Here is a 15,311-nt window from a genome sequence, read left to right as displayed (position 1 = left end):
AGTGAGCCCGGGCGGGGGGAAATCCAATTCCGCCCACCCGTCGCCTTGTCAAGCGGCAGGAAGGGAATCGCAGACGATCCGCAACGCGGAAAGCGCTACGGACGGCGCACGGCGGCCGAGGCCGGCTCATTCGACAGGTCAGGAAGGGCGAGGGCAGCTTCGATCCGGTCCCAAGGGATTTCATCCCGTGTCGGCTTACGAAGGCAGTGCGCGAAGCGTTCGGCGAGGCGAGGAGCGCTCATTCCGGCGCACTCGGCTACCACGAAGATGTGCGCCGCGCTCTGGTCACCGTTCTTCAGCCACGCCGCGATGCACGCGTCACGCAGAGCGGAGATATTCCTGCCGAGCGACGAGTCGGCCTCGTGCGCTTCCAGAACCGCCGCCCGCGCTTGCTGCCAGATCTTCCGGTAGACCGGGGCGGTCAGCGGTCGCCCGTCGTCGAGAGCGAATATCGCGTCATCGGGGCGAAGATCGCGCCGGGTGATCTCCGCCTTCAGGAGCGCCACCAACTCCCGGCAGGCGGGTACACGCCGTTCGTGGCCCGCGCGCTCCGAATCCGTCTCGCGGCGCTCTCGTCCCTGAGGATGGATCAGCAGCCAACCGCTGCCGTCGTCCACGAGTTCCACGTCTCGGACACGCAGCAGCAGGGCCTCCTTCGGCTGCAGCGCCGCGAGGGCGATGGACGCCAGGAAGGCCCGCAGTACGAGACCGTTCTGCGGCTGCTCGGCGGCCCAGTCCAGGATCGAAAAGCACTGCCGATCGGTCACATGAAACGTTTTGGCGCCAACAACTGCAGCCATGGGCGAGCTCCTTGGGTGAGGCGTGGGGGTAGGCACGGCAGTCCGGGCACCGCCTGTGAATCGCACGGCGACCGAACCTCTTCAATAGTCCGGAGGATCGCCGGTTTGGGTAACCGGCGATCCCGTGCTATGTTCCGCCGATCACGCAGACGATCTTCCGTGAGCTGCTCTAGGTTCACTTTCTTCGCCGCGCAATTCCAGTCCCTTCCGGGCTCAATGCGTCTGCCGTGAGCGAATCACCATGCTGACCCCGAAATCGCTGACGCCCAGCCACCGAGCGGTCGATCTGAACGAGCGAAAGTGCAGGAACAGAGCAGGCGCCTTCTAAGCACCTGCTCCTTCCCATTCAGCGATCGGGTCGGCACAGCCCGCCGTCCAGACAGCGCTTCGACACCCTGTACCGGGGTCTCCGATGGGCGACGAACGGAAGTCGTGATCTGCTGCGGCGTCACCACCGACTACGGGTCAGGGCCGAACGTCTTACAGTCCCCCATCGCGCGCCACACACTCCTGACCGTACGGCCCGTGCCCTGGCCGACCCGGCAGTGTCGCCGGAGGGCGTCGTCACGGCCCCACGAGTAAATGGCGGACCGGAGTGGCGATGTCGCCGCGATCATTCTGGTCAACGGGGTTCGACTGTCAGACCGAGGTTTTAGTGTGGAACGGTGACTTCAGACGTCAGCAAGGTCTCAAGCGAAGAGGCAGCGCTATCTGTAGAGGAGACCATCCTCGCGCAGACTGCCTGGTTCCTTCATGAGCGAGGAGACGTTCAGGCGGCAGCCCTTCTACTGGATGTTCAAGGACTCGAGTGGTCTCCCGGCAACAGGTTCGGCGACTGGATGGATGCCCGCCTTCTGGTTCCCGGATGGCTGATGGACCGGTTCTCTGAGGACTTGCTTGCGCGGATCCGGGACGCTCTCCTGCCGATCGCTGAACGGAACGGCGTCGAAGGACACTCTGTCTACGTCAGGCCAGCGCTCCCAGACGTGGCCGCGGACTGGAGGTCAGCTCTTCAGGGGCGGCTCACCGCCGACACCACAACGAACCACGCCGCGCGTGTCACCGATCCGAAACCGGAACTGCGACGCGACGGATTCCTTTTTGACTCCCGCGAGGAGGTACGGGTCTATGAGGCGCTCAAGCGCGCCCAGGCTGCCCTCCCCGCCGATGCCACCATCTCCATCTTTCCTCTGCCGCTGGGACGCGTAGGAGTCGGCAACACATGGGCGCCCGACTTCCTAGTCGTTCGCGAAGGCAGAGCCGGCCTGATCGAGGTCGACGGACCCCATCACCGCGGCCGACTGGCGGCTGACGGGACCAGGGATCGGCACTGGCGGAACAGCGGGTTCGTTCACATCGAACGAATCCTGGTGGAAGAAACAGCCAGGGACTCTGAGTTGGACGCCCTGGTCAGGACGTTCCTCAAGCGGCTGCGCACACATTAGCCGTCCGTACTCGACTCCGTCCCGCATGTCCGTCGGGCACTCGGAGATTGCTGGGTCCGGCCCTCCGACGGAAGGACCGGGCCCAGCGTGTGCGGCACGGTCAGCGGGCACTGCGAGACCAGGCGGGCGATGCCGAACCCGATGAGACCGGCGAAGGTAGAACCCCAAAGTGCGCGAGATGGTGGCCGCCGCCAAGGCGTCCGCGCCCATCACCGGGATCGGCTCCGCCGGGCGGGTCGTCTCAGTCGACCTGGACGCGGGATCCCCGTGCGTCCTGGTCAACGCCTCCACGGGCGGCGGCAAGTCGGTGATTCTGCGGTGCATCGCCCCCCTCTTGAGCCGCAGTCCCGCGCTTGGTTCCCTCGACAGGGCCAGGCGCTACCGAGCGCGCCGGGTGGTGATGAGCTGGCCGTTGTGGAGGCGGTGGTTGAGGTCGAGGCCGCTGTCGAGCATCGCGAGGACATCGAGGTGGCGGTCGGCCGGCACGGTCGCCACCCGGTGGCGGTCGCGGGTCAGGCGGATGGTCGGGTGGCGCTCGCTGGGCCGCGCGACGTTGACCGGGCCGTCGGGTGTCCCTGCTACCCGCCGGGTGAGTGGAGTGGTGGCTGCGCGGTTGTCGAAGAGCTGGTTGATCGGGTCGGAGGGAGTGCGGACGTAGTCCAGGAGGTCCTGGACCTCGTAGTCGATCGCCCCATACTGCCGTGTCCAGCCGTCGATGTGGTGCTGGGCGGTCCACTGCCGCAGGCCGGCCGACCGGTGCCCCAGGCGGGCGGCGTCGCGGCCGAGGAGGTGGGCGATGCGTCGGGAGGTGATGCCGGAGGTGAGCAGGGTCAGGGCCTGCTCGGTGTCGACGCCGTGGCGGATGTGCCAGGCAGTGTGTGTGTTGAGCCTGGGTGCGCCGGGAGGGAGCGCGGGGCTGGTGTTGACCAGGTTGATCAGGGCGCCGACGGTCCAGCTCAGGGCGTGCCCGAAGGCGGTGCTGATGTTGCGTACCGCCTGTTCGAGCGCCCACCCGGCAGCGACGCCGGGCTGCCAGGAACGGGCGAGGTCGGGAATCGTGGTGCCGGAGATCCACTCGCGGAGCGCGGGGGCGATCGGGACGTTCATATGAGTGCCCCGCGTCTCCTTGTCCTTGAAGCTCCAGGTCTTGGTGACCTCCGGGACGTGGTCGAGCAGACGGTCGAAGACCTGGTGCTCGGTGAGGAAATCGAGGGTGCGCTGCAGCGGCCATTCCTCCGGCTCGGCGAGCCGGTCGCCCCCGGTGGTTCCGGTGGCGTCGTCCACCGTGTGCCGCTCGAGCAGCACGGCCAGCTGCTTCGCGAGCCAGTCGAGGTAGCGGGCCGACCCCAGGCTGGTGCCGGTGGCGGCCCACCGGCCTGCCTGGGCCAGGTCGGTGGTCTCGAACACGGTGGCAACCTTGTCCGCGAGGGTGAGCCACCGGCTGGTTTGCCGCCCGTTGCCTCTCTGGGACGGGGCGAACAGTGCGTCCAGGGCGTCGATGGGATTGCCCTGCGGCGTCGGTGAGGAAGCGTGGAGCTGCAGGACGAGCCAGACGAACGAGGCAAAGTCTGCGGCGATACCATCCGCCAGCGCGAAGACTCCGTCAGCGTCCTGTCGCAGGGTGTCCTCGGCGTCAGCGAGTGCGGTCAGGGCCTCGTCGGTCAGCAGTGCGGAAACAACGCGCAACTGCTCCGGGTCGGGGTTGAGGGAGTCGAACTCGTCGGGGCGGGGCGGGTAAGGGCGGGTCAGGAAGATCCACCCCTCGCTCTCCCGACCGGCCCGCCCGGCGCGGCCGATGGCGTTGAGGAGCTCGGCGGGGGACAGGGTGCGCTGGCCATCGTAGGTGAGCGGGTCGCCGTCGACCTTGTGGTGGATGATGACGGTGCGCACGGGCAGGTTGACGCCGTCGGTGAGGGTGCTGGTGCTGGCGATCGCCAGGAGCTCGTTGCGACGCAGCGCGCCCTCGACGGCGTGCAGGACATCCTCGGGCAGGGCGCCGTGGTGGTAGGCGACGCCGTGCCGGGTGCAGCGCACTAGAGGGTGTTCCGTGCCGAGCGTGTCGGCGAGGTAGTTGGTCAGAGCCTCGGCTTCGGGCCGCTCAGGCAGGCACTCGGCGATGGCGAGTGCCGCGTCACGGGCTGCCCGCCGGGTGCCGACGACCATCAGCACGCTGCCGACCGCAGTGAGTTCCCCGGCGCCAGCGGCGAAGACTTGGTAGTCGGCGATCCCGCCTGGCAGACGGGTCCGCGCGTTCCACCGGCCTGCGGAGCCGGCGAAGCGCCGCGTGCCCACCTCTCCGGTAGTCAGTCGGGCGATGGCGGACGAGGCGGTCGGCCGGACATCGAGGAGGGTCTCGACGGGCACGGTGGCGAGCACCGGCGAGGCATGCTTTGCCGTCGGTCGCCGCTCCGTCAACTCGGCCTGCTCCGCCATGAGGTTCGGATACATGAGCCCGTGCATCCGGCGCGGCCCCCGCCAGGTGTCGGTGAAGTAGACCTCCCGTTCGGGGCGCTCCGGGTCGAGCCACGAGGCGATATCGCCCTTATTGCCGACCGCCGCGGACAGCAGCACGAGTCGGATGTCCCTACGAGCCTGCAGCAGCGTGAGCAGGCTCTCCAGCACGAAGCCGCGCCGCCCCTGGCCCAGGTGGTGGGCCTCGTCGACGACGACCAGCCCGACCTCCGCCAGTGCTTCGCCGGGGTGGTTGCGGATCATGTGCATGAGCCGCTCCGGGGTGACGATCTCCACGTCCCCGCCGTCCGGCTGGGCCGAGGAGGTCCAGGTGCCCAGCGGAAAATCCGGTTGCTCTGCAGCCAGGCGCCGCCCGAGCACCCGCAGCCGGCCCCGCAGTGTCCCGCGCATCTCCCGCCCCAGGCTGCGCATCGGCGACACGTACACCACGCGCCCGGGGCGCTGCGCCAGGTGCGAGCAGATCACCAGCTGCGCCATCAGCGTCTTGCCCGCGCTGGTCGGTACACTGATCAGGCTTCGAGACGTCGCCGGGTCGAGCGGATTACCGCGCTTGAGCATCAGGAGCTGGCGCTGCGGCGGCCAGAGCGTCATCACTGGCGGCTCCGACAGTGCGAAGCTCCGCGACACTGCCCGGGGAGTGCCCGGGGGGAGCAGTTGGTACAGGCTGCTGGCCGCCATCTCCCCGCTCAGCTGGTACAGATGCGCGGCAACCCACCGCGCGAGCCGGTCGCCCCGGCCGGCCGCCTGCGTCATCACGTCCCGCAGCAGCCGCTGCGCCGCCAACAGATCCCGTTCCTCGCCCACTGCCAGGAACTGGTACAGGTGGAAAACGGCCTCCACAACGGCCTCTGCGGGCCCGTACATGGTCCCCGCCAGGGACTCGCGGCGCATCATTGCCCTCACCCCACGCAGCTGCCGCCTCCACGCACGCAGCGCCCGGCCCAGCTCCGGGCGGTCGAAGCCGAGAAAGATGACGCCGGCCTCTACCGCCAGGGTGCCGATGTGCCCGCGCACTTCACCGGTGATGTCGACGAGAGCGCGGACCTGCCGGTAGACGGCGGTGGCGTTCGGGTCCTGCTCGCTGCGCCGGTATCCGGCTTGGGCGGCGAAGGCGATCTGGAGCCGCTCAGCCTCGGGTCTGCGTTCGTCGCCCAGGGCGAGGTCCATCAGGTGCGCGCTTGTGGCGAAGGCTCGCCGCACCCGCACCGCGTCGTAGCCAGGAGTCTCCGGGGCGAGCGCCGCGAGCCCGTGCAGGTACCACGCCGTGGCGAGGGTCTCGTCCTCGATCTCCCGCTCACCGCGGAAGGCCGCGACCTCCAGCTCGGTCATCGCCGCCAGCAGGTCCCGTGCGCTGGGCAGCACCCCGCCCGCCCGGTGCTCGCCGAGCGCGGACGCGAGTACCTCCAAGTCTAGAGTGCGCTCCACACGTACCTCCTCACGTCCTTCGCGAAGTCTTCAAGATCCTCGATCGCCACCACTACGCCCTGCAGCGCGCCCGGGTGGGTGTGGGTGGTGAAGTGCTGGTGCGAGCGCTCGAAGGCCGTGTCCGGGATGTATTCGGCGTCGAGAGCGATGCTGACCCCGCCGTTCCCCGACGCCTTCGCGTCCACCCATTGCCGAGCTATTGAGGCAACGAACTCCCGGGTGTCGGGGGCCAGCTCCCGGTCTCCCCACGAGATCTGACCCAGGTACCGCGCCCCCCAAGTGTTCAACTGCTGCCATGCCTTGCGGATCGTGTCGCTCGGCTTCATCTTTTCCGCGGTGAATTTCTTCATCTCCCACAACCGGAAGACGAACCCCAGCTCGCTGCCGGGCACTCGGTGGATCACCAGCCCGTCCGGCCCGCTGTCCGTCACCGTCGATGAGGGCGGGTCCAAGATCTCCACGGTGCGCCCCGGCTCGGGGGAAAGGTCGCGGGTGGAGAGATACCAGAGCCACTCGCCTACGTAGCCGGTAATGCCGGTGGTGTCGTTGGCCTCGAATACCGGGCCGGCGTAGAGCAGGACGTGGGCACGATCGGGGCCGGTCAGCGGGGTGCCGGCCAGGGCGCTATCGTGCCAGAGCCGGTATGCGAGGTCGTCCAGGTCGGTGCGGGCCCGCATGATCTCGTCGGCGATGATCCAGGCTGCCGCATCAAGGTCCTCCGGCTCCGGCCCGATGGTTACCACCAAGTCCCACGGGCACACCTGTCCGATGCCGCGGCTCTCCCGCTGAGTGAAGTCCATAAGGCGGCCTCCGGCGGCCCGGGCGCGCTCCATGGCCTGCAGTGCGGGTATCGACACCCGTCCCCACCCCCGCTCCTGACTCGGTGCCGAGACCCGCGGCAACACGGATCACCCTACCCAGCAGAATCTGGTCTGTGAGGGCGGATACTGCGTGAGCGTGGCCGCGGGCCTGCTGCGGGCGCGGCGGTGCGAGTGCCGGACTCGCGTGGCCGCGGCCCTGGGCGCGACGGCCACCGGCCGTATGGCACAGCGACTGAACGGTCATGATCAGTGATGGCTACCCACCGTCACCACCGAATACGGCCAGACCTACATTTCGAAAAGTTGCAACTGCCCTTCAGTGTCGACGTCGAGTGCCTCCAACTCCAAGTCCGGCACAGGCTGTTCCACCGGCGATGCGTCCTGCGCGTCATCCAAATCGCCCGAAGCGCCGGATTGGACCGCGGCCCCTGCGTCTCCCGTTTCCGCCTCGTCGTCCTTCGGTGTCGGCAGTACGTACTCCTGTGCCAGGCCGGCCAGGTGAAGTGGCAGGGGCAAGGCAAGGGCCTGGTCGTAGTCCGGAGGCTGGCGCAGAGCATGGGTGAGGAGCGCGAGGGACCTCGGGTCGTCGCCGTCGTCCCGATGGCAACCGACGACGGCGATCTCCAGCAGCCCCGGCATCCAGGCCGCCTGGCCGGTGTCGATGGTGGGTTCACCCTTGCGCTTGCCCTGAGCGATCGGCCGAGGCGAGAGCTTGTCGGCGGTCACCGCCGCGTGCTTGAACTGCACGGGCTTGGCGGTCGTGCTGAAGAACACGCGGGCGTCTTCCGCGGCATCCTCTGGCACCCACAAGCCCTGCTGGATGCCGTTCGCCTTGCCCTCCGGGGCTCTCCCCCACCACTGCGGAGTCTCGTTCCGGGCGCCTGCGCGGACCCGGACCATCCGCAGATCGGGGTCGAGGCGACGAGCCGGGGCGAGGCCGTCCTGCAGGCGATCCCGTTCGATCCGGCCGTCCTGGAGCCAGGTCCAGTGCGAGCGGGCGTTGTGGGCCTCGGCGAACAGGACGGTTGGTGCGGTGCGCAGGGAGGCACGCAGACCCTGAAGCCACTCGGCGGCCTCACGGCGCTGCCGTTCGCGTTCTTGGTAGCGTTTCGGGCGCTCGGTCCCACTTTCCGTCTGCACCTCAGAGGTGTTGGCCTCGTCGTCCTGTGAGCCGCGCTGGCTGGGCAGAACGGGCTTGACCTCAGCTTTTGTGGTCAGCCTCAGCAGGAGTTCGGGGTAAGGGACCCAGGCGCCTGCGCCGGAGCGTGCCTCGGGGTCCCAGCCTTCAACACGGGCCGCGTCGGTGCCGGCCGGATCGGGGGTGATCATGACGCCGACCGGGAGGTACGCGGCCCAGCGATTCCGGGTCGTACGATTCTTACGGACCATCCACAGTGCGGCATGCCGCAGTCCGTCGGGCAGTCCGTCGTCCTCGGCGAGCCGGGGGAGGGTGCGCGCGCCGAGCTGCCGCAGGCCGTCGTTCCAGGCACTTAGCGTGCGGTGCCGCAGGCTGGACGCTGTTTCCGCGCCCTTGCCGTTCTCGTCGCCTGCTTCGGGCACCGTGGTGAACTGTGTGATGAAGCCTGCCTTTGCACAGCCGAGTCGCATGGCGAACTTCGGGTCGTGCAGTCTGCTTGGATATGACGCGGCGCGGCCGATCTCTACCAGGGCGAGGGCCGGCGCGTCGGTGGTGCGTTCCGCGGCCAGCCACTGTGCGGCACTGTCGCGGCGGGCCACTGTCGCGGCGGTCACCTGGGCGTCCTTGATATGGGTGCCGGTGGGCAGGTCGAGGGGGGCAAGGAGGCTGTCGGCGGTACGGTCACTGAGCGCGACGAGCGGGCGCATGCAGTGGACCCGCACGGTCAGCTCCGGAGCGGACCACTCGTGCACGACCGGTGCGCCGGCCGTGGCGTCGTCGTACTGCTGTGCGGTGAAGGACCCGCCGTCGCCCTTGAGGCCCAGAAGCTCGCCGAGGGAGGCCAAGGCGGCGTCGCGCAGCCGCGGCGACTGCCACAGCAGCCGTGCCTCAAGCACGGGAGCGCTGCCCTGGCGCGCTACGCCGTCGAGAGCGTCCAGCGCGTAGGCCGTCGCCAGCCGGCGCTGAGCGCACCGTTCCGCTTCGACCGTCTCCTTGTCGCCCTTGGGGATGTTCGCGGGCGTGCCCCGGTCGATCAGCGAGAGGTCCGGGGCGCGGCGCAGTTCGGACGTGAGGGCGCCTTCCGCCCAGGCTGTGAGCTGTGAGAGCTGGTGTGCCATGAAGCCGGGGCCTACGTCGTGCCGCCCCATAGCGGTGCGGTACAGGATGCCGGCTCGGGCATCGTCGCGCAGCCAGGACGCGGGGTCGGTCAGGATCGCGTCGGCGTCCGGGAAGGGCTCGCCCAGGGGCAGTCCGGCGAGCATCGCTGCGGGACCACCCGCGCGCCACCGGTCGGCGAAGTCGCCCTTCTCGCCCAGGTCCTTGTCCCAGTAGCGCTCCAGCGCGGCGACGGCGAACCGTTCGCTGCGGGGGGTGCCCGGCAGAAACGGCCTGCGCGGACGCAGCAGGACGGTGGTGCTCGCACCCCACGGGAGGCGCAAGCGGCCCGTCTTGGCGTTGGTACGAGTGGCCCAGCGACGAACCGACCAGCGGAGGTTGAAGCGCGGCAGCGGGTCGAACGGCACGGTCTGGAGCGTGATCGACAGCGTCACCGACCACCAGGAGTCCTGCTTCTCATCCGGCCCGGGGAACCGGATCGGTTCGGAGACGAGTTGGGCACCCTGGTCACGTGGTCCACGTGGCATGGCCCGGAAAATGAGCTGCCCACCGTCGTACGGGTACGGGCCTAGCGCGAGGATCCGCCGGGCCAGCCAGTCGGGGCTGAGGCTGTACTGGTGCGGTGACGGACGTGCGGTGCCGCCATCGGTCGGGACGTCACGCGGCAGGAGTTCATGGTGGACGGTCTCCCAGCGCGGCGGATGGGCTGCCAGTTCTGCGATGGTCTCCTTCAGCAGGCCGCGGTACTCGGGCTCGGGCCGCAAGTCACGCAGCCAGTGCTTGAGCACAGTGTCCAGGACAGGGCCGGGGAGCGGGTCGGGGAGGTCGGCGGGCGCACACAGCCAGTGGGCCGGCGCGCCCGGGTCACGGTCGTGGAAGGGGCGTGGCAGCGCGAGGACGTCGGGTGCGAAAGCCTGCAGGACCTGTTCCAGGCGCCAGGTGGGTGCTGTCTTCCACGGCTCCTTGCCCGCTGCCACCCGGGGCGCGTTGCACAGAGTCAGGACGGCGTCCCGCCACTGCTCGGGGAAGGGCAGGACGCGGTAGGGCACGGTGTGAGAGGCCAAGGCGTCGGCCGGGCGCCAGGCCGTGGTGCGGGCGGAACGATAGACGGGTGGCATGGGACGGCTCCTCGCGAGCAGAGTCGGGAAGTCAGCGATGGGTCATTGTGCGGAGGGCGTTGTAGAACGGCTGGTACAGGAGACGGACCAGAGAGCGAGCTGCCGGATCGGGGTGGGGCGGGGCGGTGTCGGGCTGGTCCGTCAGGTAGGGGTCGAGGATGCCGGCGAGGGCGTGGAGCAGGCCGTCGGTGCTGGGCACATCAGTCCCGGAGGACGGTTGGCCAGTGCTGCCGGGGGCCAGCTGTCTCGCCAGGCGAGGCGAGAAGGCGGCATCGACGAACACCACCCGGGCGGGCACTCCGCCGCGCACCAGACGGCCGATGACCTGCCAGAGCGTGACGAGTTGGTCCCAGGCGAAGGCGCGCTTCTCCCAGGCGGGCAGTGAACTGTAGGCGTATCTGCGGTTGAGCAGCCGACGCCATTCGCGGCGGCCCTGTTGGCGCAGGGCTCCGGCCGCTTCGTCCAGCGATCCCGCTTTCTCCATGAGTTCGGTGAGCGTGTGCGGGCCGTCGAGGGTGTCTCGGCGCGGCTGGTCGCGGAGCATGCCGCTCAGCCAATCGTTGACGGCGAAGACGGACAGGTCGAGGTCGTCGGGGCGGGGGTGCGGGCGGACCAGGAACAGGGCCGTGCCGAAGGCCGCTTTGCCCTCCTCGTTGAGGATGTTGTGGCCACGCTCGACGGCCAGCAGCGGAGCGACCAGGACTTCTGCGGTGTCATCGTCGGCGAAGCGGGCGACGTCGCCACGCCGTAGTGTCGCCGGAGTCTCGTCCTGCTGCCCCGGGGCGGTGCCGGCTGCTACGCCGCTGCCGCGGGCCTCGTCGTCCGGGATCAGCGCGCTCACCTTGCCGCGCCAGGCGTCGAACCGGTGCAGTGCCTCGGCCACCGCAGCAGCTTCCCGGTAACTGCCCACGAGGATCAGCGCTCTCCGCCGCGTCCTCTCAGGGATACGGCTGATCTCCTGGCCCAGCACCGAAGAGCCGCCCGGGCCCGGTTCGCCGAGCCGCCGGGCCATCGCGACCGCTTGGGCGAGCCGGTCGCGCGGCGGTGTGCCGGAGAGGCTCATCGGGCGTTCGTCCCGGTCGTAGAGGAAACGGGTGGCGAACGAGGTTCGGGCCACGGCAGCCAGGGACGCATCGGTGGGCTTAAGGATGAGGCTCACCGGGACGCGGACGTGGGCGCGGCTGGACTCGCCGGCCCAACTGGTACCGGACATCAACACGACGTGCGGGCCGCCACGGCCGGTGGCCGGGTCGGCGCCGAGGCTGTTCAGGTTCAGCAGCAGCTCGCGCCCGACTCCTGCACACCGGAAGAAGCGTAGGGTGCCGCCGCGGCGGCCGGCGTCATCGCGTTCCTCGCCGTCCGGGAGGTACTGGTAGCCGAGGATGTTGCCCATGGGCGCCTCGGGCACCAGCGGGGCGTAGTCCAGCGGGACGCGCCGGGCCAGCTCCCTGCCCTGGGAGTCCAGGCGCAGGGCGGCCTCCACGTGTGGCCATAGGAAAGTGAGGCGCTCCAGCCTGTGGTGGAGGGTGCTGAGCAGCAGGAGGAAGGAGAGCCGCAGGCATAGGACGTCCCACCAGTCCTTCGGCGGCTCGGGCGGGGGCGTGGTGAATGCAGGCTGTTCGGCCCGTACTTCCTCCGTCACCCGGTCGACGAGCTGACCGGCCAGCTCACGCACCCGATCCCTCGTGCGGCCCGCTGCCATGTGGTGCAGGAGGGCGTCGGCCGTGTCGGTGAGGACGCTGGTGAGCGGGTCGGGGGCGTCGCCTTCTCCGAACGGATCGTCGCGGAAGGCATCCCAGGCAGCCTCGAGCAGGCGGCGGGCCGGGGAGAGCGCGAGGTGCGGGGAGGGGCCCGACTCGTCCGCCACGTCGTCATAGCCCTCGTAGAGTTCAGCGCTGTCCTCAGCCATGTCGGCCGCGGCGGACGCCTCCCGTTCCGCCTGGTACTGCTCGCCTTCACGGTGGCGCCGGGTCACGTCGCGGAACAGGTCGTCTAGCAGGCTCTGCTGGAGGGTCCACGGGCTGAAGTAGGCGGGATCAGCCCACTCCCGGAGGTTCTCGTCCTTGATCAGCAGAGCGCAGAGCGGATCGACGGCAAGGGTGACGGTTCCCAGTGCCCGGTTCCACTGGGCGACCTGGCCGTCGGTCAGCGGCAGGCGGGCGCGCCTGCTCAGCTCCTCGATCTTGTAGCGGTTCAGCTGGTCGAGCCAGGAGTCGGTGTCGGGGCGAACCAGCGTGCCGGATGGGGTGAAGAGGCGGTCCAGTGCCATCTGGACGCTGTCGGCCTCGTCTACGAAAATCAGGTCGCTGCGCAGACAGGCCAGTTCCAGCTGGCGCAGCCGCTCGTCGTTGAGGTGCGCGGGCACCTGGCTCTGTACCAGGCTGGCCGGGTTGGCCACCCAGATCAGAGCGTCGACCTGCGCGCGGGCAGCCGCGTGGCGCGGGCATTCGGCCCACAGAGGACAACCGTGCGGGCGGCCGGGCAGGCGGTCCGGGGCGTGGGCCTGGCGGGGTGCGGTGTTCCTCCGGTCGGGAGTCCATTGCTCCAGGACGACCGATTCCGGTTCCGCCGGGCCGCGCTGTGGCTCGGGATGCAGCCGGGTGCATGGTGCGTCGCGGTATTGCAGCGGATCGCCGTCGACGCCGCGCAGACCGCTCACTGCGCAGGCGGTGCTCAGCAGGTCGAAGCCGGGGTCGTCGTGGTCGAGGAGGTTATCGAATCCTCGGGCGGAGAGCCGCCGGTGCAGCCGCTGGACGTGTTGCTCGCGTGTGGTGGTGCCGAGCACCGGCGCGACGGCGATGCCGAGTACCTCGAAGAGACCGCACAGCCGTAGCTGTTCGGCGACGTCTCCGATGACGAGCGTGGTGCGCAGCGGGATCTCGCGCCGGGCGGCCCAGACGGCCACCAGAATCATGAACGTGCTCTTGCCGGCACCGACCATGCCGGCTAGGTGCACCATGCCAGCCAGTTCGACCTCGTCGGCCTCGGTGTAGTCCGTTCCCGCGGCATTGCGGGGCGCGAACCTGACCGCCTCCAGCCGCTGTTCCCAGTGACCGGGATGCGGGATCTCCGCCTCGCGCTCGGCCTCGTCCATCCACCGGGCCGTTGCGCGCAGTTCGGCGCGGCACACGCTGAGTGGCTCGCCGCCCCCGGGCCGTCCTGCGGCAAGGTCGTGGCCGGGTGGGTTGGTGCGGACGAGTTCCTCGGGAATGGTGACCGAGGCGTTGCGGCGGCGTTCCTGGAAGGAACTCGTTCCTGCGGGGGCCGGTTTGAGGGCGCGGGTGACCAGGTCCGGCAGCCGGCTGAGGGCCTGGTCGTAGACGTCCATCCGGCGCCCGGCCACCATCGGCACCACGGGTCGGGGACCGCCGGTGGTTCCGGCTGGCGGCAGCTCGTAAGCCCGCAGCCTGTTGGCAACCGACCGGTAGGCGTCCAGCGCCTGCCGCCAGGCGCGCCGCCGCAGCGGCCACAGGAGGTGCCGGGCGGCGGCGAGGGCCGTGCGCTGCCACGGATGTTGCGCCAGCCCTGCGTGTTGCGCGAACGGGTAACCGCCGAACAGCGCATAGGCGTCCACGGCATCCGCCGTAGGGGCAAGCCGTTCGAGCAGCCGCAGCCCCAGCTCGACGCGGCACAACTCGACGGGGCCAAACCCGTCCGGGGCTCCGGCCTCGGGCCATTCGCCCCTCAACTCCCCCGCTACCGCCTCGCACCAGGCTTTTTCGTCACGCATCTGTGCCCTCCTGGCTGTCGGCGCGGGTGCCACGGCGCGACTCGGCCAGCCGCTGCCGGGCAGCCCGGATCAATTCGTCGTCGGTGAGCAGGCGTACGGCAGCGGCCGCTGCGGGCCGAGCTCGCTGAAACGCCTGCTGATAGCCGGGGCGCTCGCGTACCCGGTAGACAGGCACCACCCAGAACGCCTCGTCGTACGGAGGCTCGGGCCGCACGGGGCGGGCGGCTCGGCCGAGGAAGGCCGGGTGCGCCCAGTCTTTGACGTCGACGGCCCAGCGGTGGCCGTCGGGGAAGACCACCAACAGGTCGTAGGCATCGAAACCGGGCCACATGATGACGTCGAGGCCCAGACCGGTGAGCCGGTCCTCCAATTCCACCTCAGCCAGTCCGGGCCCTGTGACGTGTCGGCGCAGCGGACGCTCCAGCTGGTACACAGTGCCGGCGTGAGCCGCCTCGATCAGACGGCCGACCGGCGGGTCTCCCTGCCGTCGGCAGCGATCCCGCTCACACCACCACTCTCCGCCCGCAAGCGGCGTCAGCAGTGTTCTGCAGCGACCGCACACCGCGTAACAACCGTCCCGGCTCCAGGAAAGAGGAACTTCCGGGTAGATCAGGTCGATGAGCTCCCAGACCGGCTCCAGCGTGAAGTCGCCATGCAGAGCGAAGAGTTCCTGGGCCGTCAGCACCGGCCGCCGCACCAGCAGGCTGCGGAACTCGGTGTATGCGTCCTCCTCTCCGTGGCTGCGGCAGCGGTCCAGAGCGGTCCGCATCACCTGCTGGTCGCGATGCCGCACAGCCGGGTCGGGCGCCGAACGTTCCCATTCGCTCCACTCATGGCACAACTGGGTGGGGCGATGCGAGTACGGGTCGAGCAGAACGTCGTCCGGGCCGACAGCGTCCGACGGCAGCGACAGCGGCCAGTCCTCCAACGGGATGTCGGCACACCGCTGGATGAGTTCGGCAAGTGAGGCCGGTGGTCGGAGTCCGCCGCGCAGCCAGGCGACGACCGCTCGGTCTAGGGCGAGTTGGACGACGGGAGGGTACGGAAGGCAGAAGGCATTCAAGCCAGTGGTGTGGTCGAGGACACACAGGGCCCGGGCCACGGTGGCCAGCAGCGGCACGCCGTCATGGGCAGCCCAGGCATCGAGCGTTTCGGCGGACGAATCGACGGTGGCAAGGGGACTCGCGGGCACGGTTACCACTCCATGTGGTGCGACGAGCTACATGACGGAGACAACGGGAACTTC

The 15,311-nt window shown here is 69.6% G+C and carries 7 protein-coding genes; 1 reads left to right on the top strand and 6 read right to left on the bottom strand.

The window, feature by feature from the left end; all coding sequences use genetic code 11:
• Positions 1-95: 95 nt before the first annotated feature.
• The gene (locus tag J2N69_RS29075) at positions 96-800 is read right to left on the bottom strand and encodes a site-specific integrase (protein WP_230903322.1); all 705 of its coding nucleotides are present in this window, start codon (positions 798-800) and stop codon (positions 96-98) included.
• Positions 801-1,465: 665 nt separating this feature from the next.
• Between J2N69_RS29075 and J2N69_RS29070 the strand changes: the two genes are divergently transcribed.
• Entirely contained in the window at positions 1,466-2,245 is a 780-nt protein-coding gene (locus tag J2N69_RS29070) for a hypothetical protein (protein WP_230903321.1), read from the top strand.
• A gap of 378 nt (positions 2,246-2,623) precedes the next feature.
• Here J2N69_RS29070 and J2N69_RS29065 read toward each other — a convergent pair whose 3' ends face one another.
• The 5 genes from J2N69_RS29065 to J2N69_RS29045 all read right to left on the bottom strand — a co-directional run bounded on the left by J2N69_RS29065 (position 2,624) and on the right by J2N69_RS29045 (position 15,257).
• Complete coding sequence (locus J2N69_RS29065; protein WP_230903320.1) at positions 2,624-6,142, bottom strand: DEAD/DEAH box helicase; 3,519 nt, start codon at positions 6,140-6,142, stop codon at positions 2,624-2,626.
• Positions 6,127-6,999, bottom strand: coding sequence for a hypothetical protein (locus J2N69_RS29060; protein ID WP_230903319.1), 873 nt, complete (start codon positions 6,997-6,999; stop codon positions 6,127-6,129). The genes J2N69_RS29065 and J2N69_RS29060 overlap by 16 nt, the downstream gene beginning before the upstream one ends.
• A gap of 252 nt (positions 7,000-7,251) precedes the next feature.
• Complete coding sequence (locus J2N69_RS29055; protein ID WP_230903318.1) at positions 7,252-10,335, bottom strand: pPIWI_RE module domain-containing protein; 3,084 nt, start codon at positions 10,333-10,335, stop codon at positions 7,252-7,254.
• Between the two features lie 31 nt (positions 10,336-10,366).
• A complete protein-coding gene (locus tag J2N69_RS29050; RefSeq protein ID WP_230903317.1) occupies positions 10,367-14,065 on the bottom strand; it encodes a pPIWI_RE_Z domain-containing protein in 3,699 nt (1,232 codons plus the stop codon).
• Positions 14,058-15,257, bottom strand: a complete 1,200-nt coding sequence (locus J2N69_RS29045; RefSeq protein ID WP_230903316.1) for a restriction endonuclease-related protein — start codon at positions 15,255-15,257, stop codon at positions 14,058-14,060. Before J2N69_RS29045 ends, J2N69_RS29050 begins: the two co-directional genes overlap by 8 nt.
• Positions 15,258-15,311 lie beyond the last annotated feature (54 nt).

The organism is Streptomyces huasconensis, assembly GCF_021028635.1.
GTDB lineage: Bacteria > Actinomycetota > Actinomycetes > Streptomycetales > Streptomycetaceae > Streptomyces > Streptomyces huasconensis.
The sequence above is the reverse complement of the archived record's forward strand: the minus strand, read 5'-3'. Positions and strand labels throughout refer to the sequence as shown.